18 protein-coding genes are annotated in these 21872 nt (G+C 69.2%); 11 read left to right on the top strand and 7 right to left on the bottom strand.

Translation table 11 applies throughout. The annotated features are described in order from the left end of the window. Positions 1 to 49 precede the first annotated feature (49 nt). Positions 50 to 481 (top strand): cupin domain-containing protein, encoded by a 432-nt coding sequence (locus SMIR_RS18025; protein WP_168493696.1) that lies wholly within the window; start codon positions 50 to 52, stop codon positions 479 to 481. Between the two features lie 876 nt (positions 482 to 1357). After that, entirely contained in the window at positions 1358 to 3163 is a 1806-nt protein-coding gene (locus SMIR_RS18020) for an NHL domain-containing thioredoxin family protein (protein WP_168493697.1), read from the top strand. Positions 3164 to 3219: 56 nt separating this feature from the next. Here the strand turns inward: SMIR_RS18020 and SMIR_RS18015 are convergent, their stop codons facing one another. The 3 genes from SMIR_RS18015 to SMIR_RS18005 all read right to left on the bottom strand — a co-directional run bounded on the left by SMIR_RS18015 (position 3220) and on the right by SMIR_RS18005 (position 7057). After that, entirely contained in the window at positions 3220 to 3453 is a 234-nt protein-coding gene (locus tag SMIR_RS18015) for a hypothetical protein (RefSeq protein WP_095853611.1), read from the bottom strand. 78 nt (positions 3454 to 3531) lie between these two features. Next, positions 3532 to 4890 (bottom strand): M18 family aminopeptidase, encoded by a 1359-nt coding sequence (locus SMIR_RS18010; protein WP_168493700.1) that lies wholly within the window; start codon positions 4888 to 4890, stop codon positions 3532 to 3534. Between the two features lie 340 nt (positions 4891 to 5230). After that, positions 5231 to 7057: an acyl-CoA dehydrogenase gene (locus SMIR_RS18005; RefSeq protein WP_168493702.1), complete on the bottom strand. Its 1827-nt coding sequence runs from the start codon at positions 7055 to 7057 to the stop codon at positions 5231 to 5233. 143 nt (positions 7058 to 7200) lie between these two features. On the opposite strand from SMIR_RS18005, the gene SMIR_RS18000 reads away from it, so the two are divergent. The 3 genes from SMIR_RS18000 (at position 7201) to SMIR_RS17990 (ending at position 9993) form a co-directional block, all read left to right on the top strand. Next, positions 7201 to 7665 (top strand): SseB family protein, encoded by a 465-nt coding sequence (locus SMIR_RS18000; RefSeq protein WP_054234175.1) that lies wholly within the window; start codon positions 7201 to 7203, stop codon positions 7663 to 7665. Positions 7666 to 7782: 117 nt separating this feature from the next. Beyond that, positions 7783 to 8754 carry a pirin family protein gene (locus tag SMIR_RS17995; RefSeq protein WP_168493704.1) on the top strand — a complete coding sequence of 324 codons (972 nt, stop codon included), beginning with the start codon at positions 7783 to 7785 and terminating at the stop codon, positions 8752 to 8754. A gap of 147 nt (positions 8755 to 8901) precedes the next feature. After that, the gene (locus SMIR_RS17990; protein WP_168493707.1) at positions 8902 to 9993 is read left to right on the top strand and encodes an AI-2E family transporter; all 1092 of its coding nucleotides are present in this window, start codon (positions 8902 to 8904) and stop codon (positions 9991 to 9993) included. On the opposite strand, the gene SMIR_RS17985 is transcribed toward SMIR_RS17990, so the two are convergent. Then, complete coding sequence (locus SMIR_RS17985) at positions 9918 to 12113, bottom strand: SpoIIE family protein phosphatase (protein ID WP_168493709.1); 2196 nt, start codon at positions 12111 to 12113, stop codon at positions 9918 to 9920. The two genes, SMIR_RS17990 and SMIR_RS17985, sit on opposite strands and share 76 nt — an antisense overlap. Positions 12114 to 12286: 173 nt before the next feature. Here SMIR_RS17985 and aspS point away from each other — a divergent pair, with 173 nt between their 5' ends. The 3 genes from aspS to SMIR_RS17970 all read left to right on the top strand — a co-directional run bounded on the left by aspS (position 12287) and on the right by SMIR_RS17970 (position 15897). Beyond that, positions 12287 to 14050, top strand: a complete 1764-nt coding sequence (gene aspS, locus SMIR_RS17980; protein WP_054234171.1) for an aspartate--tRNA ligase — start codon at positions 12287 to 12289, stop codon at positions 14048 to 14050. Positions 14051 to 14199: 149 nt separating this feature from the next. Next, entirely contained in the window at positions 14200 to 15126 is a 927-nt protein-coding gene (locus tag SMIR_RS17975) for an intradiol ring-cleavage dioxygenase (RefSeq protein ID WP_212727177.1), read from the top strand. Between the two features lie 207 nt (positions 15127 to 15333). Next, complete coding sequence (locus SMIR_RS17970; RefSeq protein ID WP_211118760.1) at positions 15334 to 15897, top strand: hypothetical protein; 564 nt, start codon at positions 15334 to 15336, stop codon at positions 15895 to 15897. Between the two features lie 303 nt (positions 15898 to 16200). On the opposite strand, the gene SMIR_RS17965 is transcribed toward SMIR_RS17970, so the two are convergent. Continuing rightward, positions 16201 to 16626, bottom strand: a complete 426-nt coding sequence (locus SMIR_RS17965) for an ATP-binding protein (protein ID WP_212727176.1) — start codon at positions 16624 to 16626, stop codon at positions 16201 to 16203. Positions 16627 to 16831: 205 nt separating this feature from the next. Between SMIR_RS17965 and SMIR_RS17960 the strand changes: the two genes are divergently transcribed. From SMIR_RS17960 to SMIR_RS17950, 3 genes are all read left to right on the top strand, one after another. After that, positions 16832 to 17683: a helix-turn-helix domain-containing protein gene (locus SMIR_RS17960; protein WP_168493715.1), complete on the top strand. Its 852-nt coding sequence runs from the start codon at positions 16832 to 16834 to the stop codon at positions 17681 to 17683. Between the two features lie 3 nt (positions 17684 to 17686). After that, positions 17687 to 17875, top strand: a complete 189-nt coding sequence (locus tag SMIR_RS17955) for a DUF397 domain-containing protein (protein WP_168493717.1) — start codon at positions 17687 to 17689, stop codon at positions 17873 to 17875. Between the two features lie 135 nt (positions 17876 to 18010). Beyond that, positions 18011 to 19357, top strand: coding sequence for a pectate lyase family protein (locus SMIR_RS17950; RefSeq protein WP_168493719.1), 1347 nt, complete (start codon positions 18011 to 18013; stop codon positions 19355 to 19357). A gap of 66 nt (positions 19358 to 19423) precedes the next feature. On the opposite strand, the gene SMIR_RS17945 is transcribed toward SMIR_RS17950, so the two are convergent. Further along, positions 19424 to 19900 carry a hypothetical protein gene (locus SMIR_RS17945; protein WP_168493721.1) on the bottom strand — a complete coding sequence of 159 codons (477 nt, stop codon included), beginning with the start codon at positions 19898 to 19900 and terminating at the stop codon, positions 19424 to 19426. A 140-nt stretch (positions 19901 to 20040) separates the two neighbouring features. Next, positions 20041 to 21765, bottom strand: a complete 1725-nt coding sequence (metG, locus tag SMIR_RS17940; protein ID WP_168493723.1) for a methionine--tRNA ligase — start codon at positions 21763 to 21765, stop codon at positions 20041 to 20043. Positions 21766 to 21872 lie beyond the last annotated feature (107 nt).

Raw genomic sequence — 21872 nt, 5'->3', positions numbered from 1 at the left:
CGATTTCTAGCACTCGTGCCGTTGCCGCACCACCGCCGAGGATGCCCACATGGCCTCTTCGAGCAGCACCCACACGACCTCTTCGAACAGTGGCGGTGAACCCGTCGCCCTCGCCACCGCCCTCGCCTCCTTCTCCGACCTCTGGAGCCCCCGTATCGTCACCGCCGTCAACGACTACGACGTGCGCATCGCCAAGGTCGAGGGCGAGCACGTGTGGCACGTGCACGACCACACGGACGAGTTCTTCCTGGTCCTGGAGGGCGAGCTGACCATCGCGCTGCGGGAGACGGCGGGCGAGCGGACCGTCGTCCTGCCCAAGGGCTCCGTCTTCACCGTGCCCCGCGGCACCGAACACAAGCCGACCGCCCCGGCCGGCGCCGCGATCCTGCTCTTCGAGCCCACCGGAACCGTCACCGTCGGCGACCGCCATGACGAGGTCCCGGACCACGTGGACGCCACCACGGGGCACGTGCTGAGGTGAGTTCATCACCTTTGACTCCGCTGTTCGTTCACAGAGTGATCAACTCTGGGCGGGGACTTGCAGCACCACGATGCTTGCGTCGAATATGCCGATCTCTATCTACGACTCTCGCTGGATCGGGATGGCAAAACGGTCATTGAGCCTCGGAGGTCAGCCCCCTACGGGCTGTGCGTCGACCCTGATTCAGGGCGATTGACCCCGGACGCGGAGACTTCCGTGTACGCGCGTCTGATCACGGACGAGGCACTCTCTGGCAGCCCGCTCGTAAGGATCGCGAGGCTGCTCAGCGAAAACGGGACCGGACCCGGCGACTGGAGGCCCGGTCGTCGTGGGTGAGGGAATCGTCACCGTTGAAGAGCTGAAGCGGATCATGGCCGCTCTTGAGTCCAGGACCCGACTCAGGGGCGATGGTGTGAAGCACCCGGTTCGAGCGTCGGTGCACCTGCTGACAGGACTTCTGTACCGCGGAATCGACGGATACGGAACCCGCATGAGTCTGAGCGGCAAGTCGTATGTCTGCCGGGGCGTGCGACTGGGTCACACCTGTCCGGGTGCGCGGGCGCCGGCGGCGCCTGTCGAGAGGGCGGTGGCGGAATCCTTCATCGCCAGGGTCCCGTCCCTCCCCGCAGGGCATCCGACGCGTAAGGCGATGGCCGACCGGAATGTTCCGTTCGACCGTGCGGGCCTGACGGCTCTGTGGGAGCGAAGTGAGGTGGGAAGTAAGCGGGGACTCCTGTCCGAGGTCATCGAGCGTGTCTGGGTCGCGCGTGCCGAGGGGCGGGGGCGACGGTTTGATCCCGAAAGACGACTGCGGATCGTCTGGGCCGGGGAAGGCCGTGCGGAACAGGGCCCAACGGGGTGTGGTTGGCTTGATCCATGGCAAAGCGAGCACGTGTCCGGGCCCCTGAACTGACAGGTAAGGGTGGCTGGATCAACACAGTCGGTGGACAGCTCGGCCTCACTGAACTCCGAGGCCGCATCGTAATTGTTGATTTTTGGACATTTTGTTGCGTGAACTGCCTGCATGTCCTGGACGAGCTGCGGGAGCTGGAGGAGAAGCACCGGGACACGGTGGTGATCATCGGGGTGCACTCGCCGAAGTTCGCGCATGAGGCCGAGCACCAGGCGGTCGTGGACGCGGTGGAGCGGTACGGGGTCGAGCACCCGGTGCTCGACGATCCCGAGCTCGCGACCTGGAAGCAGTACGCCGTGCGCGCCTGGCCGACGCTCGTCGTGATCGACCCCGAGGGGTACGTGGTCGCGCAGCACGCCGGTGAGGGGCACGCGCACGCGATCGCCCGCCTGGTGGAGGAGCTGGAGGCCGAGCACGCGGCCAAGGGGACGCTGCGCCGCGGCGACGGACCGTACGTGGCACCCGAGCCCGAGCCCACGGCGCTCCGCTTCCCCGGCAAGGCCCTCGCCCTGCCGAGCGGGAACCTCCTGGTCAGTGACACGACCCGGCACCAGCTCGTCGAGCTGGAGGGCGACGGGGAGAGCGTCGTACGGCGGATCGGCTCCGGGGTGCGGGGGTTCGTGGACGGGTCGGCCGAGGAGGCCGCGTTCAGCGAGCCGCAGGGGCTGGCGCTGCTCGACGACGGTTCGGTCGTCGTCGCGGACACCGTGAACCACGCGCTGCGCCGCCTGGACCTCGTGACCGGCGAGGTCAGCACCCTCGCGGGGACGGGGCGCCAGTGGTGGCAGGGCTCGCCGACGTCCGGCCCGGCGCGCGCGGTGGACCTGTCCTCGCCGTGGGACGTGGCTCTGTTCGGCGGGAAGATCTGGATCGCCATGGCCGGGGTGCACCAACTGTGGGCGTACGACCCGGAGGGCGGCACCGTCGGGGTCGCCGCCGGTACGACGAACGAGGGGCTCGTGGACGGGCCGGGGGCCGAGGCCTGGTTCGCGCAGCCGTCCGGGCTCGCCGCCACCGCCGACCGTCTTTGGCTCGCCGACTCCGAGACGAGCGCACTGCGCTGGGTGGATCTCGACGGGACCGTGCACACCGCCGTCGGCACCGGTCTGTTCGACTTCGGGCACCGGGACGGGGCCGCCGAACAGGCTCTGTTCCAGCACCCGTTGGGCGTCACGGCCCTGCCCGACGGCTCGGTCGCGGTCAGCGACACGTACAACCACGCACTGCGCCGCTACGACCCCGCGACGGGCGAGGTGACCACGCTGGCGACCGACGTGAGGGAGCCCAGCGACGCGGTTCTCGTCGGAGACGACATCGTGGTCGTGGAGTCGGCGCGACACCGGCTGACCCGGCTGCGGCTCCCCGAGGAGGCCGTGCGGGTGGAGTCGGTGGCCCACCGCACCCAGCGCGCGGCGACCGAAGTCGCTCCGGGAGGGCTCCGGCTGGACGTCGTCTTCCAGGCCCCGACGGGCCAGAAGCTGGACACACGCTATGGGCCGTCCACCCGGCTGCTCGTCTCCTCGACCCCGCCCGAGCTGCTGCTCACGGGTGAGGGCGCGGGAACCGATCTCTTCCGCGCGCTGGAGCTGAACCCGGCCGTCACGGAGGGTGTCCTGCACGTCTCCGCGATGGCCGCGTCCTGCGACGACGATCCCGCGAACGAGTACCCGGCCTGCCATGTCCACCAGCAGGACTGGGGTGTGCCGGTCCGCCTCACCGAGGGCGGCGCGGACCGGCTGCCGCTGGTGCTGGCGGGCATGGCCGACTGACCCGTACATCTACAGCTGTCACTGGGCCTGCGGGCAACGCCCGTTCAGACGTATGCCTACACGCCGTAGCCGCCCCGGTGGTGCCGCTCCTCCTCGATCACCGGGGTGCTGGGCGGCATGACCACCCGGCGCCTCCTGGCGATGCTGCTGAACGTCACGACCCCGATCAGTCCGACGATCATGAAGATGAGGCCGACCAGGTCGAGGTTGACCCCCTTCATGTGCCAGTCGGTCGCGAATGTGAGGACCGCCCCCGCTGCGATCAGGATGATGCATCCGCCCAGGCTCATGGGTGTCGCCTCCTTGTAACCAACTCGGCTTCTCTCAGGCCCGGTCCGGGTACCCGGCGGCGCGCCGGGCATGCGGAACTAACCGTCCAGGAACGCCACCAGCGCGTTGGCCAGCAGGAACGGGTCGTCGGCGCCGCAGAGTTCGCGGGCGCTGTGCATCGAGAGGATGGCCACGCCGATGTCGACGGTCCTGATGCCGTGGCGGGCCGCGGTGATCGGGCCGATGGTGGTGCCGCAGGGCATCGAGTTGTTGGAGACGAAGGACTGGAAGGGCACGCCGGCCTTCGCGCAGGCGGCGGCGAAGACCGCACGGCCCGAACCGTCCGTGGCGTAGCGGTTGTTGACGTTCACCTTGAGGATGGGGCCGCCGCCCGCGCGCGGGTGGTGCGTCGGGTCGTGCCGCTCCGCGTAGTTGGGATGGACGGCGTGGCCGGTGTCGGAGGAGAGACAGATCGTGCCCGCGAAGGCGCGCGCCCGGTCCTCGTACGAGCCGCCGCGCGCGAACACCGAGCGTTCGAGCACGCCGCCGAGCAGCGGACCGTCGGCGCCGGTGTCGCTCTGCGAGCCGTTCTCCTCGTGGTCGAAGGCCGCGAGGACGGGGATGTACGAGAGCCCCGAACCGGAACCCGAACCGGTACCGGAATCTGAACCGGAGGGGGAGCCGGAGCCGGAAGGAGAGGCCTCGCCCGTCGCCGCCGCGATCAGCGCCGCCGTACCCGCGTGCAGGGAAAGCAGGTTGTCCATGCGCGGTCCGGCCACCAGCTCCCTGTCGCGGCCCAGGTACGAGGGCCGCTCGACGGAGTGGGTCATCAGGTCCCAGCCGGTGACCTCGCCCGCCGGCAGGCCCGACTCCTCCTCCAGGAAGGCGATCAGATCACCCTCGCCGGGGTCGCCCAGACCCCAGACGGGCTGCAGATGACGCTGCTTGTCGAGCTTGAGGCCGTCGGTGGAGACGGAACGGTCGAGGTGGACGGCGAGCTGGGGCACGCGCAGCAGGGGCCGGTCGATGTTCACCAGACGCGAGGAGCCGTCCTTCAGCGTCAGCCGTCCCGCCAGCCCCAGGTCCCGGTCCAGCCAGGAGTTCAGCAGCGGGCCGCCGTAGATCTCCACGGCGACCTGGCGCCAGCCGTGCGCCCCGCTGTCCGGCTGCGGCTTCACCCGCAGATTGGGGGAGTCGGTGTGCGCGCCCACGATGCGGAACGGGGTGTGCGGCTCGGCACCCTCGGGCACGTACCAGGCGACGATCGCGCCGCCGCGCAGCACGTACTTGCCGCCGCTCGTCCCCTCCCAGGCATCGGTCTCGGCGACCTGACGGAATCCGGCCTTCTCCAGCCGCTCGGCGGCGTTCGCCACGGCGTGGTACGGCGTCGGGCTCGCCGCCAGAAAGGTCATGAGGTCGTCGGTGTGGCCGCGGTCGAAGCGGGCGCTTGTGCTCATGGGTTCACCTTAACGACGCCCGAAGGCCCGCTCCTGGCGATGGGGACGGCCCTTCGTAAGGGGGATGTGAAGGACGGACATCCGGCTGGAGGGGCAGGTTCCGCTTGGTCTCCGCGCCCCGTGGTCCTCGGATCCATGCGGGAAACCCATGCGGGAAACCCACGCGGGTCCCTGCGGGTCCGTGCGGGAAACCCACGCGGGTCCCTGCGGGTCGCTGCGGGAATTCCATGCGAGGAGCGGGCTGCCGCGTGCCCTCTGTGGCCGCATACGACGGCGGCCCGCCCCCGGAGATTCGCTCCGGGAACGGGCCGCCGACGGCGATGCCCTCAGGCCGCGGGGATCAGAACGCCGCCTCGTCCAGCTCCATCAGGTCCAGGTCCACGACCTCGGCGAGCTTGCGGGCGCCGGTGACGCCGGGCAGGACGTTGGCGGCGAAGAACTTCGCCGCGGCGATCTTGCCGGTGTAGAAGGGCTTGTCCTTCGCCGAGGCCGTCTCCAGCTTCTCGGCGGCCACGGCGGCACCGCGCAGCAGCAGGTAGCCGACGACCACGTCGCCGGAGGCCAGCAGCAGGCGGGTGGTGTTGAGGCCGACCTTGTAGATGTTCTTGACGTCCTGCTCGGTGGCCGCCAGGTCCGTGAGCATGAGGCCGACGATGGCCTCCAGCTCGACGGCCGCCTTGGCGAGCTGCTCGCGGGCCGCGGACAGGTCCTCGCCGCCCGTGCCGAGCGCAAGGAACTTCTTGATGTCCTCGGCGAGGGAGTTCAGCGCCGCGCCCTGGTTGCGGACGATCTTCCGGAAGAAGAAGTCCTGGCCCTGGATCGCGGTCGTGCCCTCGTACAGGGTGTCGATCTTGGCGTCGCGGATGTACTGCTCGATCGGGTACTCCTGCAGGAAGCCGGAGCCACCGAAGGTCTGCAGCGACTGGGCGAGCTGCTCGTAGCCCTTCTCGGAGCCGTAGCCCTTCACGATCGGCAGGAGCAGGTCGTTGAGGGCCTCCAGGGCGGCGGTGTCCTCGCCGGCGGCCTCCTTGACCTGGATCTCGTCCTGGATCGCGGCGGTGTGCAGCACCAGGGCGCGCATGCCCTCGGCGTACGCCTTCTGCGTCATCAGCGAGCGGCGCACGTCGGGGTGGTGCGTGATGGTGACCTTGGGCGCGGTCTTGTCCATGAAGTTCGCGAGGTCGGGACCCTGGACGCGCTCCTTGGCGTACTCCAGCGCGTTCAGGTAGCCGGTCGAGAGCGTGGAGATCGCCTTCGTGCCGACCATCATGCGGGCGAACTCGATGATCCGGAACATCTGGCGGATGCCGTCGTGCTTGTCGCCGATCAGCCAGCCCTTGGCGGGGTGGCGGTCGCCGAAGGTCATCTCGCACGTGTTGGACGCCTTGAGGCCCATCTTGTGCTCGACGTTCGTCGCGTACGCGCCGTTGCGCTCGCCCAGCTCGCCGGTCTCGAAGTCGAACTCGTACTTCGGGACGAGGAAGAGGGACAGGCCCTTGGTGCCGGGGCCGGCGCCCTCGGGGCGGGCGAGGACGTAGTGGAGGATGTTCTCCTCCATGTCGTGCTCACCCGAGGTGATGAAGCGCTTCACGCCCTCGATGTGCCAGGAGCCGTCCTCCTGCTGGACCGCCTTGGTGCGGCCCGCGCCCACGTCCGAGCCGGCGTCCGGCTCGGTGAGCACCATGGTGGAGCCCCACTGCTTCTCGACGGCGATCTTCGCGATGTGCTTCTGGACCTCGGTGCCCTCCTCGAAGAGGATGCCCGCGAAGGCGGGGCCGGAGGAGTACATCCAGACCGCCGGGTTCGCGCCGAGGATCAGCTCCGCGTACGCCCAGATCAGGGAGCGGGGCGAGGTGGTGCCGCCGAGCTCCTCGGGCAGGCCCAGACGCCAGTACTCGGAGTCCATGAAGGCCTTGTACGACTTCTTGAAGGATGCCGGTACGGGAGCCGTGTTGGTCTCCGGGTCGAAGACCGGCGGGTTGCGGTCGGCGTCCGCGAAGGACTCCGCCAGCTCGTTCTCCGAGAGACGGGTCAGCTCGTCGAGAACGCTCTTCGCGGTGTCGACGTCCATCTCCGCGAACGGTCCGGTGCCGTACACCTTGTCGCGCCCGAGCACCTCGAAGAGGTTGAACTCGATGTCGCGGAGATTCGACTTGTAGTGCCCCATGGCGACGGCTCCGTAAGGGATTGGGGAGGCGGAGGTACTCGCAGCCTCGTTACACGTACCGGCAAGTAGCTACGATGATGCTACCCGTCGGTAATAAGAATCAACCCCTGGTGGCCCATATGTGGCCGACTACTCTTTGACGCATGTACGGCTACGACCAGAATGCGGGCGCCCAGCAGCAGTACGCCCCGCCGCAGCAGCAGATGCCCGGCGGTTACGGCCAGCAGCCGCCGCTCTACCCCGAGCCGTCCCCGCCCTCGCTGGCGGACGCGGTGCGGGCGTTCACCACGGGATCGATGTCCGCGGAGGACTTCCAGCAGGTCTTCGCGACGTCGAAGGTCTACTGCCCGCGCGGCGACAACCCCGGATTCCTGGCGCTGCACAACACCCAGCAGCCGGTCATCCCGATGTTCACCTCGCTCAAGGAGCTGCGCCGGTACGCCGGCAAGGAGTCCAAGTACTTCGTGATCACCGGCGCCGAGGTGATCGACCTGCTCCCCACCGGCTACGGCTTCGTCCTCGACATGGAGGGGGAGCACCGTATGGTCTTCGACGCGAAGGCCGTGGAGCAGATGGTGGACTTCGCCATGCGCCGTATGTACGGGTAGCGCTCACTCTCCTACGACAGTCCGGACGCCCGGAGGGAATGCCCTCCGGGCGTCCGTCGTTGTGGGTGGCAGAAAGTTCAACAATCAACTAAACTCGAAGCACAAGGAGGTACCGACATGCCTGCAGTGACCGTCGAGAACCCGCTGACCCTTCCCCGTGTGGTCGCGCCGGCCGACGCCGTGGACCGTCCCGTGCTCACCGTGACGACCGCGCCCAGCGGCTTCGAGGGCGAGGGCTTCCCGGTCCGCCGTGCGTTCGCCGGGATCAACTACCGCCACCTCGACCCGTTCATCATGATGGACCAGATGGGCGAGGTGGAGTACGCGCCGGGCGAGCCCAAGGGCACCCCCTGGCACCCCCACCGCGGCTTCGAGACCGTGACCTACATCATCGACGGCATCTTCGACCACCAGGACTCCAACGGTGGTGGCGGCACCATCACCAACGGTGACACCCAGTGGATGACCGCGGGCGCCGGCCTCCTGCACATCGAGGCCCCGCCGGAGTCGCTCGTCATGTCCGGCGGCCTCTTCCACGGCCTCCAGCTGTGGGTGAACCTCCCGGCCAAGGACAAGATGATGGCCCCCCGGTACCAGGACATCCGCGGCGGTTCGGTCCAGCTGCTGAGCACCCCCGACGGCGGCGCGCTGCTGCGCGTCATCGCCGGTGAGCTCGACGGCCACGAGGGCCCCGGCGTCACGCACACGCCGATCACCATGGTCCACGCGACCCTGGCGCCCGGCGCCGAGATGACCCTCCCGTGGCGCGAGGACTTCAACGGTCTCGCGTACGTCCTCGCCGGACGCGGCAGCGTCGGTACGGGCCGTCGCCCGGTCCACACCGGCCAGACCGCCGTCTTCGGCGCGGGCGGCTCGCTGACCGTCCGCGCGGACGAGAAGCAGGATGCGAACACGCCGGACCTCGAGGTCGTCCTCCTCGGCGGACAGCCGATCCGCGAGCCCATGGCCCACTACGGCCCCTTCGTGATGAACACCCGCGAGGAGCTGCAGCAGGCCTTCGAGGACTTCCAGAAGGGCCGCCTGGGCACCGTTCCGGCGGTGCACGGAATGTCCGAGGGCGGGATATAACCCCCTTCCGCCCGACCACGAAAGGCCTCGTCCGTACGCCGGACGGGGCCTTTCGCCCGTCGGACGGGGCCCTTCGCACTGACGCCGTGTCACCCGGCCGGGCCGTCCCGGCGGGACGGCCCGGCCCGCGCGTGGTCGGGTGGAGGCGTGCAGCTACTCCCCGAGGGCGCCCGGCGGCTGGCCGCCTGGTGCGCCGTGATCCTGCTCGTCGCCGGTGTGGCGTGGGTCGGGATCCGGCTGTGCGGGGAGTTCCGTACGGCGATCGTGCCCGTGCTGCTCGCGCTGCTCGGCACCGCGCTGCTCGGGCCGATGTACCGGCGACTGGTGAACGTCGGGGTCAACCGGTCGCTGGCCGCGGGGCTCACCTGTGTCGCGGTGGTCGTGGTCGTCGGCGGCGCCGTCTACATCGTGGTCGCCGCGCTCATCGACACCGGGGACCAGATCATCGCCTCCCTCAGGCTGGCCGCGCGGTCCGTCGCCGAGCACTTCGGCGCGGCGGGCACCTCCCTCGACGATCTCGCCGCCAACGCCAAGGACCTGCTGACCAAGTTCGGCGGGACGGCCGCGTCCAATGTCATCAGTGGTGTGAGCGTGGTGGGCGAGTCCATCGCCATGGCCGTACTGGCACTGCTGCTCGTCTTCTTCTTCCTCCGCGACTCCCACCGCGCCGCCGGGCTGCTGCGCTCGCTGGCGCCGCGCGGCACCGCGGACACGGTGGAGGCCATGGCCCGGCGCGCCTTCGGCGCCGTCGAGGGCTTCATGCGCGGGACCACGGTGATCGCCCTCATCGATGCCCTGTGCATCACGATCGGGCTGCTGATCCTGCGCGTCCCGGGCGCGGCCGGGCTCGGTGCGCTGGTCTTCGTGGGGGCGTTCATCCCCTACCTCGGCGCGTTCCTCTCCGGCGCGGTGGCCGTGCTGGTCGCGCTCGCCGACCGGGGGTTCGTGATCGCACTGTGGGCGCTCGGGGTCGTTCTCGCCGTGCAGGTCCTCGAAGGGCATGTGCTGCAGCCGATGATCCAGAGCCGGACCATGCAGATGCATCCGGCGGTGGTGATGCTGACGATCACGGCGGGCGCGTCCGTCGCGGGCATCCTGGGCATGCTGCTCGCCGTACCGCTGACGGCCGCCGGCTTCGGGGTCCTCGCGGAGCTACGGACCCACTACGAGTCGGCCTCCCCGTCTCCACCGGACGCCTCGTCCCCACCGGCCTCCCCGTCTCCACCGGACGCCTCGTAGAACTCGAACCAGATGCTCTTGCCCTCGCCCCGTGGGTCGACGCCCCAGGAGTCGGCGAGGAATTCCACGAGCACCAGCCCACGTCCGGAGGACGCCAGTTCGCCGGGGTGGCGGCGGTGCGGCAGGTCGTCGCTGGCGTCGGTGACCTCGATCCGCATCCGGCGGTCGTCCGTACCGCCGGTCACCTCGGCGACGAGCAGCGCGTCGGTGTCGGTGTGGACGAGGACGTTGGTCAGCATCTCGGAGACGAGGAGGACCGCCGAGTCGCGCTGGTCGGCGGAGGCCCAGTCGTGCAGCATCTCGCGCAGCTGCTGGCGGGCTCCCGCGATCCGCTCGGGCTCGGCCTGCGCCACGGTCAGCGCGGTGCGGCGCACCGAGGGGGAGAGCGGGGCCTCGACCGTGTCGCCGTACCCCTTGCCCTGCCGGCTCAGCAGCAGCACCGCTATGTCGTCCTCGCGCCGGTCGGCCAGCGGTCCGGGGGTGTGGTGCGAGGAGGGGCCGTGCACGCCCTGGACCAGCGCGTCGGCGAGCTCCTCCATGTCGCCGTCGTGGGACTCCAGGATGTGGCGGATACGGCGCCACCCGGTGTCGAGGTCGTGGCCGCCGGTCTCGATCAGCCCGTCGGTGCAGAGCAGCATGGTCTCGTCGGGCTCCAGGGCGAGCCGGGTCGTGGGGTAGTCGGCGTCCGGGTCGATGCCGAGCGGCAGTCCGCCCGACGTGGGCCGTATCAGCACCGTCCCGTCCGCCATGCGTATCGCGGGGTCCGGGTGCCCCGCGCGGGCGAAGTCCAGGATGCCGGTCGCCGGGTCCACCTCGACGTACAGGCAGGTCGCGAAGCGCGGGTCCGCGGTGTTGCCGCCGCTCTCGCCGGTGGAGCCGTACGTCACCGAGTCCGTGATCCCGCACAGGAACCGCGAGGCCCGGGAGAGGACCGCGTCGGGCCGGTGGCCCTCGGAGGCGTACGCGCGCAGGGCGATACGGAGCTGGCCCATCAGCCCGGCGGCACGCACGTCGTGGCCCTGGACGTCACCGATGACCAGGGCGAAGCGGCCGGTCGGCAGCGGGATCACGTCGTACCAGTCGCCGCCGACCTGGAGGCCGCCGCCGGTGGGGACATAGCGCGCGGCGACCTCCATGCCCGGCATCTGCGGGCCGAGGGTGGGCATCATCGAGCGTTGCAGGCCGTCGGTGAGCTCCCGCTCCGTCTCGGCGGCCACGGCCCGGGAGAGGGCCTGAGCGAGCATCCGGGCCACGGTCGTCAGCACCGAGCGCTCGTCGGGCGTGAAGCTGACGGGGTAGGTGAAGGCCGCCATCCACGCGCCCATCGTGCGCCCGGCGACGGTCAGCGGCAGAAAGGCCCAGGACTCCCGCCCGAAGTGCTGGGCGAGCGGCCAGGAGACGGGATACCGCTCCTTGTAGTCCTCCGGAGAGGAAAGGTAGACGGCCCGGCCCGTGCGGACGACCTCCGCGGCCGGGTAGTCGGTGGACAAGGACATATGCGTGAAAGGGCCCTCGTCCCCCGGCTTCTGCCCGTGGTGGCCGATGACGGTGAGCCGGTCCCCGTCCACGCCGAAGACGGCCAGCCCGTCCGGTGTGAACCCCGGCATCGACAGGCCCGCCGCGACCCGCAGTACCTCGGCCGTGGACCGCGCCTCGGCCAGCGCCCGCCCGGCGTCCAGCAGGAACGCCTCGCGCGAGCGGCGCCAGTCGCCGGTGAGCGGGGTGCGCGCGGCGGTGGCCCCCGAGGGCTCGGTGACCTCCTGGAGCGTGCCGAACAGCAGGAACTCCCCGCTCTCGGGGTCGACGGTCGGCTTGGAGCGGCTGCGCACGGTACGGATCACCCGCCCGTGCTCGTCCATGATCCGCAGCCGGACCTCGGCGAGCGTGTCCTCGGCGACGGCGAGCTGTACGACGCTGACGACCTCGTTCCAGTCGGCCGGGTGGAACCGGGAGCGCATGGCCACCTCGGTGACGGTCGCCCTTTCCGCGGGCAACCCGAGGAGCCGGGCGGCCTCGGCGTCGACGGTGACCTGCCCGTGTGCGTTGTCCCAGCGCCACACGCCGGTCGCAAGGGCGGCCAGTACGTCCCCCACAGCGGGCAGGGGCTCACCAGTGCGCATTGACCCACTGTATGAAGAGGTGATCGGAAGGTGCCACCGAGAGTATTCGGGGTGGTGATCTTTGGGCGGCCGGTACCCTTGGGGGATCCGGGCGTCGGCCCGGAAGTTTCACGTGAAACAGACCCAAGCTCATGTGAAACAGACCCCGATCCGCGAAGACTGGATGAACGACGATGCATCGGTACAGGTCCCACACCTGCGGCGAGCTCCGCGCCTCTGACGTCGGCAGCGACGTCCGGCTGAGCGGCTGGCTGCACAATCGCCGAGACCTGGGCGGCATCCTCTTCATCGATCTGCGCGATCACTACGGCATCACGCAGCTCGTCGCCCGACCCGGCACGCCCGCCTACGAGGCCCTCGACAAGGTCTCCAAGGAGTCGACGGTCCGCGTCGACGGCAAGGTCGTCTCGCGTGGCGCGGAGAACGTCAACCCGGACCTGCCCACCGGCGAGATCGAGGTCGAGGTGAGCGAGGTCGAGCTGCTCGGCGCCGCCGCCCCGCTGCCGTTCACGATCAACGCCGAGGACGGCGTCAACGAGGAGCGGCGCCTGGAGTACCGCTTCCTCGACCTGCGCCGCGAGCGCATGCACCGCAACATCCTGCTGCGTACGGCCGTGATCTCCGCGATCCGTCACAAGATGACGGCGCTGGGCTTCAACGAGATGGCGACCCCGATCCTCAGCGCCACCTCTCCCGAGGGCGCGCGCGACTTCGTGGTCCCCTCCCGTCTGAACCCGGGCAAGTTCTACGCCCTGCCGCAGGCCCCGCAGCAGTTCAAGCAGCTGCTGATGATCTCCGGCTTCGACCGCTACTTCCAGATCGCGCCCTGCTTCCGCGACGAGGACGCGCGCGCGGACCGCTCGCCGGGCGAGTTCTACCAGCTCGACGTGGAGATGTCCTTCGTCGAGCAGGAGGACGTCTTCCAGCCCATCGAGAAGCTGATGACGGAGCTGTTCGAGGAGTTCGGTGGTGGCCGTCATGTCACCTCCCCCTTCCCGCGCATCCCGTTCCGCGAGGCGATGCTGAAGTACGGCTCCGACAAGCCGGACCTGCGCGCCCAGCTGGAGCTGGTCGACATCACCGACATCTTCGAGGGCTCGGAGTTCAAGGCCTTCGCCGGCAAGCACGTACGTGCCCTGCCGGTGCCGGACGTCGCCGGTCAGACCCGGAAGTTCTTCGACGGCCTCGGCGACTACGCGGTCGAGCAGGGCGCGAAGGGCCTGGCCTGGGTCCGGGTGGGTGAGGACGGCTCGCTGACGGGCCCGATCGCCAAGTTCCTCACCGAGGACAACGTCGCCGAGCTGACCAAGCGCCTCTCCCTGGCCCCCGGCCACGCGGTGTTCTTCGGCGCGGGCGAGTTCGACGAGGTCTCGAAGATCATGGGCGCGGTGCGGGTCGAGGCCGCGAAGCGCTCGGGCAACTTCGAGGAGAACGTCTTCCGGTTCTGCTGGATCGTCGACTTCCCGATGTACGAGAAGGACGAGGACACCGGGAAGATCGACTTCTCGCACAACCCGTTCTCGATGCCCCAGGGCGGCCTGGAGGCCCTGGAGTCCCAGGATCCGCTGGACATCCTGGGCTGGCAGTACGACATCGTCTGCAACGGCGTCGAGCTGTCCTCCGGCGCGATCCGCAACCACGAGCCCGAGATCATGCTCAAGGCCTTCGAGATCGCGGGCTACGACCGTGACACCGTCGAGGAGCAGTTCGCCGGCATGCTGCGCGCGTTCCGCTTCGGCGCCCCGCCGCACGGCGGCATCGCCCCGGGCGTCGACCGCATCGTCATGCTCCTCGCGGACGAGCCGAACATCCGCGAGACGATCGCGTTCCCGCTCAACGGCAACGCGCAGGACCTGATGATGGGCGCGCCGACGGAGCTGGACGAGACGCGGCTGCGCGAGCTGCACCTGTCGGTGCGGAAGCCGCAGCCGAAGTAGGAAGTTGGCCTCAGGCAGGCCTAAGTCAGGCCTCAGTCAGGCCGAAGGGCTCGAAACCGACGCCGGTTTCGAGCCCTTTCGCTTGCGCACCACGTTTCACAGCGCATTCCAATATTCCCCCAGGCTTCTCGCCTCTAGCGTCCCGGGTCATGACGGATTCTCAAGTACCCGAAAACAGAGGTGGGTTGGCCCGCCGTACGGTTCTGATGGCGAGTGGCGTGGCGGTGACCGCGGTGGGGGTCGGCGGCGCGCTGTCGGTGAACGCCTCGGCTGAGGAGACCGCTCCGGAGACGCACGCTGCGGCGGAAACGTGCTACACGCTCACCTCGGAGCTGGTCGAGGGCCCGTACTACATCGACGCCGACAAGATCCGCCAGGACGTCACCGAGGACCAAGAGGGCATCCCGCTCACCCTCGAACTCAAGGTGATCGACGCGGACACCTGCAAGCCGCTCAGGAACGCGGCCGTGGACATCTGGCACTGCAGCGCGACGGGCGTCTACTCGGGCTACGAGTCGAGCGGCAACGGCGGTGGCGGCCCGGCCCCGACGGGCCCGCCGCCCTCCGGCACCCCGACCGGCGAGCCCCCGACCGGCGGCCCGGGGGGTGGCGGCGGGGGCCACCAGGAGCCGACCGACGACGACCGCTTCCTGCGCGGCACCTGGCACACGGACCGGCACGGCCACGTCACCTTCAAGACGATCTTCCCGGGCTGGTACCAGGGTCGCGCCGTGCACATCCACACGAAGGTGCACGTGGACGGCACCTGGACCGACGCGGGCTACGAGGGCGGGCACACCTGCCACACGGGCCAGTTCTTCTTCGACGAGAAGTCGGTGCTGGCGTCGGCGAAGGTCTCCCCGTACTTCACGAACACCACCACGCGCACCACGCTCACCGAGGACACGATCTACCCCCAGAACGGCCACACGGGCGGCCTCCTGTACCTCAAGTACGACAAGAAGAACATCGCGAAGGGAGTCCGCGCGCACCTGACGATGGGCGTGGCCCCGGACGAGACGCACGACAACACGGACACGCAGCCGAGCACGTCGGCGTCGCCCTCGGCGAGCTGACCCACCAGCTCGCTCGACCAGGGCCCGGAACTCCACTGGTTCCGGGCCCTTTGGGCCGTACGGGCGTCGGGATCGGGTGTCTGGCGAGGTTCACCGTGGACGCACAGGCGGTTCGGCGGGGGTGCACAGTGGCGGGGCGTGTGATGGCGGGGAGGCGGGTGAGGTCACCTCGCGCCGTACCGGAACACGCAAGCGCCGGAGGAAGCCATGGGAGTCGTACTGGTCGCACTGTTGCTGATCGTCGGAGCGGTGGCCGCGGTCGCCTTCCAGCGGCGGTCGTCGCGGTCGTACGGCGCGGTGTCCGACCTGGACGCGGAGGCGGAGGCCCACCGCTGGGTGGAGCGGCTCGGCGGGAGCCTGTCCACGCTCGACGCGCGGGGCAACGCGGCGGCGGCGCAGGCGTTGACCGACGCCGCCGAACGCCACCGGGCCGCGCAGGGTCAGTTGGTCACGGCTCGCTCCGGCGCGCAGTACGCGATGGCCTCGCAGACGGCTCTGGAGGGCCTCCACTACATCCGCGCCGTCCGCACCTCGCTGGGCCTCGACCCCGGCCCCGCCCTCCCCGACCTGGGCACGAGCTCGATCACTGCCCGGGACGGCCGGGTCACGATCGACGGTCGGACCTACGCGGCCTCGCCCCGCCCCGGTGACGCGACGCCGTACTACTACCCCGGCGGGGTCGTGGGCGGCCGGCGGATGCCGGGCGGTTGGTACAGCGCCCCCTGGTGGAAGACGGCTCTGGCCGCCGGCGCGGCTGGAGCCGGCGGGTGATCCTGGCCGACGCCCTCCTCGACGGCCTCCGCCGTTGCAATTCCCTCCACCTCGCCTTGGCCGGGGTGTTCGCCAGGGCGATTTCCATCGTCTCGAACCAGTACGCCAGAGTGTCCTTGTCACTTCGTCGGCGGCGGGACGCCGAGCGCCTCGTAGACGGGCGCGAGCGCCTCTGGGTGCTCGGCGAAGATCCGGTGCGAGACCTCGTGGGTTGATGTGACCATGTGGCGGAACCTAGGGGGATCTTGGGCCGGGGGTTCGGCCGATGAGGGGGGATCACTCTTTCGGGGGTCGATGAAACGTTCACGCCGCCGCGGTCAGTTCGCACCAGATGTACTTGCCGGTGCCGATGATGTTTCTGACGTCCCGTTGGCGGACCCATCCCCAGGTGTCCGCACAGCTGTGGACAAGCGCGAGGCCGCGACCCGATTCGGCGTCCGGGGTGGGGTGTCGGGTCGGGCGGGGTGGTGTGGGGTCCGCGTCCCAGACGCCGATGCGCAGCGCGCCGTTCTCCGCGCGGAGGCGTAGGGCGGCGGGGCCCCTCGTGTGCTGAACGGCGTTGGTGACCAGCTCCGTTGCCAGCAGTTCGGCGGCTTCCGTGAAGTGGGGGAGGCCGTGGGCGGTGAGGATCAGGCGGACGGTACGGCGACAGATCGCGACGGCCCGGGGGTCGTTGGGGATGTAGAGGGTGTACTCCCAGGGGGCGGGGGCCGGTTGGGATTCGTGCATGCGGGACTCCTGGGGGCGAGGTGGGAGTGGGGACGGCGGTGGCATGTCGCGACCGTCGTGGCAGGACGGTGCGGTGCGCTTCCGGTGCCCCGGGGTTTCGCTGAGTGTGCGTCGCGTCACTGACGGTAGAGGAGAAATTTCTCCCGGTGCAAGTCGTTCGCGTAGCCTGACACCCGAACGAGGACCCGTTGAGGAGATGAGTCGCATGGCGCCGAGGAGTCAGCCCAGCGCGCGTCAGGTGCGGCTGGGTGCCGAGTTGCGCAAACTGCGGGACGCGGCAGGAATGTCGGCGCGTGAGGCGGCGGGGCTTCTGTCATCGACTTCGGCCCAGATGAGCCAGGTCGAGTCCGGGCTCTCCGGCGTCAGCGAGGAGCGCGTACGGCGGCTTTCGTCCCTGTACGCCTGTGCGGACGAGGAGTTGATCGACGCGCTGGTCGCGATGGCGACGGATCGTACGCGAGGCTGGTGGGAGGAGTTTCGGGGCGTGCTTCCGCTCGGTTTCCTGGATCTGTCCGAGCTTGAGCATCACGCGCGCTTCCTGAACGTGATCTCCACTGCGCATGTGCCGGGCGTGTTGCAGACCGAGGAGTACGCCCGCTCAGTATTCGCTTACATGGTTCCGGAGCTGCCAGCGAGTGAGTTGGAGCCAAGAGTCGCTCACCGCATGCGCAGGCGGATTGTTGTCGAGCGGGACGAGGCGGTTTCGTACGAGGCGGTCGTCCACGAGTCCGTGCTGCGGACGCGCGTGGCCGATCGGCAGGCCGCGCGAGCCCAACTCGATGAAATCCTGAGGCAGTCGGAGCGTCCGAACGTCACGGTTCGTGTCATCCCCTTCGACGTGGACGGCTTCGCCGGTGCCAACACCTCGATGTTCTACGCGGGCGGTCCCGTGCCCCAACTGGACACCGCGAAGCGTGACGCGCCGCATGGCGGACCGTTTCTGGACGCGCAGTCTCAGCTCGCCCGGTTCCGAACGCTCTTTCGTAAGGTGGAGTCGGTATCGCTCGACCCAGCGAAGTCGCGGGACTTCATACACCGTATGGCGAAGGAGTTGTAGCGCGTGATCCAGTGGCAGAAGTCCTCCTATTCCGGAGGCGGCGATGGGGACGAGTGCGTCGAACTCGCCCACCACGACAGCACATTGCTCCTCCGTGAGAGTGACGACCCCGACCGAATACTCTCCGTCTCTCCCCACACTCTCGCCGCGCTGCTCTCCCGCATCCGCACGGGTGCCTCCTGGAACGGGTAACGGCATCCTCCGTCGGGCGAGTTGAAAAGGGCGGCAACCTTTCCGGTCTCCGCGGCCACTGATGAGTCAGAAGCACCGCTCAGCGGGGCTTCGTGCACCACAACACGTGCTCCACAACCACGTAAGGACTCATCCGTGGCATCCCCCTCGCACCGCAGGTCCCTCCGCAAGCGTCGCGCCGTCATCGTCTCCGCCGCCGCCGTCACGGCCGCGGGCCTCGGCGCCGTCGCGTTCGTGATGAACGCGAACGCGGGTACGGTCGACCTCGCGCACCAGGTGCTGCCCGCCAAGGACGGCTGGGCGGCATCCGGGTCCGGGACGACCGGCGGCTCGCAGGCCGACTCCTCGCACGTCTACACCGTCAGCACCCGCGCCCAGCTCGTGAAGGCGCTGGGCAAGGCCGACAACTCCACGCCCAAGATCATTCAGGTCAAGGGTGTCATCGACGCCAACACCGACGACTCGGGCAAGAAGCTGACCTGCGCCGACTACTCCGCCGGTACGGGGTACTCGCTGGCCGCCTATCTGAAGGCCTACGACCCGGCCGCGTACGGCACCTCCAAGCTGCCTTCCGGCACGCAGGAGAAGGCCCGTGACGCCGCGCAGCAGAAGCAGGCGAAGAACATCGTCTTCAAGGTGCCCGCCAACACCACCATCGTGGGTGTGCCGGGCACCAAGGCCGGGATCACCGGTGGCAGTCTGCAGGTGCAGAGCGTCGACAACGTCATCATCCGCAATCTGACCTTCAGCGCCACCGAGGACTGCTTCCCGCAGTGGGACCCGACCGACGGCGACAGCGGCAACTGGAACTCCGCGTACGACGCCGTCACCCTGCGCGGCGCGACGCACGTGTGGGCCGACCACAACACCTTCACCGACGCGTCGCACTTCGACAGCGCCAACCCGAAGTACTACGGCCGCGAGTACCAGATCCACGACGGTGACCTCGACATCACCAAGGGCTCGGACCTGGTGACCGTCGAGCGCAATCAGTTCACCAACCACGACAAGACCATGCTGATCGGCAGCAGCGACACCGACAGCGTCGGCAAGCTGCGCGTCTCCATTCACCACAACGTGTGGAAGGGGATCGTTCAGAGGGCTCCCCTGACCCGGATCGGGCAGGTGCACATTTACAACAACTACTTCGACACCACGACCGTCAACGGGTACGCGCCCCTCTACAGCATCAACTCCCGCGCCAAGGCCCAGGTCGTCGCCGAGGACAACTACTGGAAGGTCCCGACGGGCGGGAAGATCTCCAAGCTGCTCAGCGGCGACGGCACCGGCTCGGTCGCCGGCGGCGGCAACCTCGTCAACGGCACCTCGACCGATCTCGTCGCCGCGTACAACGCCGCGAACTCGAAGAAGTTGAAGACGACGGTGAACTGGACGCCGGCCCTGACCGCCGGTCTCCAGACCTCCGCGAAGAACCTGCCGACGGAGCTGGCCACCACCACCGGTGCGGTCCTGACCTCGTAGGGGACGCCAAGGGCGCCCGGGGTCGGAAAGCCCCGGGTGCCCAGTCCTCGGATGCCGCCGCGCGGCTCAGGTGTCGTACTGGCCGTTCCACGGCTCGGCGAACGCGAGGCGGTCCGGGTAGAGCTCTGCCCAGGCCTCCTCCTCGTCCTCCCTGATCACCAGGCCGAACAGCACGCCGTCGACGGTGCGTTGGAAGGGACGGACCGCGATGTCCGTGTAGGAGCGGCGGGGCAGGCTCCGCAGGAGTTTCGCCAGATGGGCCCTGGCCCGGGAGAGCACCGAGTCCGGTCCGTCCGGGGCCAGTTGCTGTTCGGCCCAGGTGCCCGCGCACCAGATCTCCGAGTCGCGGTAGCGGCCCCCGGCGTCGAAGGTGTGCAGCACCGTGTAGAGGCGTTTGTGCTGTTCCCAGCCATCGTCGGGACGGTAGCCCTCGGGGAAGGCGTAGGTGATCGACGCCAGGAACTGGCCGTCCGCGTAGCGACCGATGCTCTCGGTGCGGGACTTCGGCTCGTAGGCGATCGGGATGACCGGAGGGACTGCCATGGCGAAACCATACGGGTGGTCAAGAGCATGTCACCAGCGGGGTCGGTTTCCGGCCGAGGAGTGAGACGGAGGGATACGGACGACAGGAACGGAACGGGGCCCGGCACCTCTTCGGTGCCGGGCCCCGCTCTGCGTCGTCACTACTCCGGTGCGCCGCCGAAGCGCTCCTTGTACGACTCCAGGTCCTCGTCCGTGATCTTGGCGAAGAGGACCGGGGGAACGGTGAAGGGGGTGCCCGCGGGGACGGCGGACAGGGACTTCGCCTCGTCCGCCGAGACCCACACCGCCGTGTCGTCCGTCAGCGCGAACGCCGAGCGCATCGCGCGGGAGGACGCGGGGATGAAGGGCTCCGAGACCACCGAGTAGAGGTGGATCAGGTTCATCGCCGTGCGCAGGGTCAGGGCCGCGCCCTCGGGGTCGGTCTTGATCTCCAGCCAGGGGGCCTTCTCCTCCAGGTAGGAGTTGCCCGCCGACCACAGGGCGCGCAGCGCCGCCGCGGCCTTGCGGAACTGGAGGGCCTCCATCTGGGTCTCGTACTCGGCCAGCAGGCCCGCGATCTCCTCGCCGAGCTTCGCCTCCGCCTCGCCCGCCTCGGCGCCCGCCGGGACCTCCTCGCCGAAGCGCTTCTTGGAGAAGGACAGCACGCGGTTGACGAAGTTGCCGAGGGTGTCGGCCAGGTCCTTGTTCACCGTGGCGGTGAAGTGCTCCCAGGTGAAGGACGAGTCGTCCGACTCGGGGGCGTTGGCGATCAGGAAGTAGCGCCAGTAGTCCGCGGGCAGGATGTCCAGCGCGTGGTCGGTGAAGACACCGCGCTTCTGGGACGTGGAGAACTTTCCGCCGTAGTACGTCAGCCAGTTGAAGGCCTTGACGTAGTCGACCTTCTTCCAAGGCTCGCGCACGCCCAGCTCGGTGGCCGGGAACATGACGGTGTGGAAGGGGACGTTGTCCTTGGCCATGAACTCCGTGTAGCGGACCGGGTTCTCGCCGGAGTCCGCCTCGTACCACCACGACTTCCAGTCGCGGTTCTCCGGGTCCTGGTCCGACCACTCCTTCGTCGCCCCGATGTACTCGATCGGCGCGTCGAACCAGACGTAGAAGACCTTGCCCTCCGCCGCCAGCTCCGGCCAGGTGTCGGCCGGGACCGGGACGCCCCAGTCCAGGTCACGGGTGATCGCCCGGTCGTGCAGGCCCTCCGTCAGCCACTTGCGGGCGATGGAGGAGGCGAGCTGCGGCCACTCGTGCTCGTGGCGCGCCACCCACTCCGAGACCTCGCTCTGGAGCTTCGACTGGAGGAGGAAGAGGTGCTTGGTCTCGCGGACCTCCAGGTCCGTCGAGCCGGAGATCGCGCTGCGCGGGTTGATCAGGTCGGTCGGGTCCAGGACGCGGGTGCAGTTCTCGCACTGGTCGCCGCGGGCCTTGTCGTAGCCGCAGTGGGGGCAGGTGCCCTCCACGTAGCGGTCCGGGAGGAAGCGGCCGTCCGCCGGGGAGTACACCTGGCGGATCGCGCGCTCCTCGATGAAGCCGTTCTCGTTCAGGCGGCGCGCGAAGTGCTGGGTGATCTCGCGGTTCTGCGGGCTGGAGCTGCGGCCGAAGTAGTCGAAGGCCAGCTCGAAGCCGTCGTACACCGCCTTCTGCGCGTCGTGCGCCTGCGCGCAGAACTCGTCGACCGGGAGGCCCTGCTCTTTGGCCGCCAGCTCGGCCGGGGTGCCGTGCTCGTCCGTCGCGCAGATGTAGAGGACGTCGTGGCCGCGCTGGCGGAGGTACCGGGAGTGCACGTCCGCCGGGAGCATGGACCCCACCATGTTGCCCAGGTGCTTGATCCCGTTGATGTACGGAAGGGCGCTGGTGATGAGGTGTCGAGCCATCGCGGCTGCTCCCAAGTCGTTACGTGTCGTTACGTGGGGTGACGATCGTCGGTTCTGGTCGTACCGTCGGTCGTCTTGCGAACCTTGAAATCGTAGCCGACATGGGT

The organism is Streptomyces mirabilis (assembly GCF_018310535.1).
Classification (GTDB): domain Bacteria; phylum Actinomycetota; class Actinomycetes; order Streptomycetales; family Streptomycetaceae; genus Streptomyces.
Note: the sequence above shows the minus strand (reverse complement) of the source record. Positions and strands in the feature narration are given on the sequence as shown.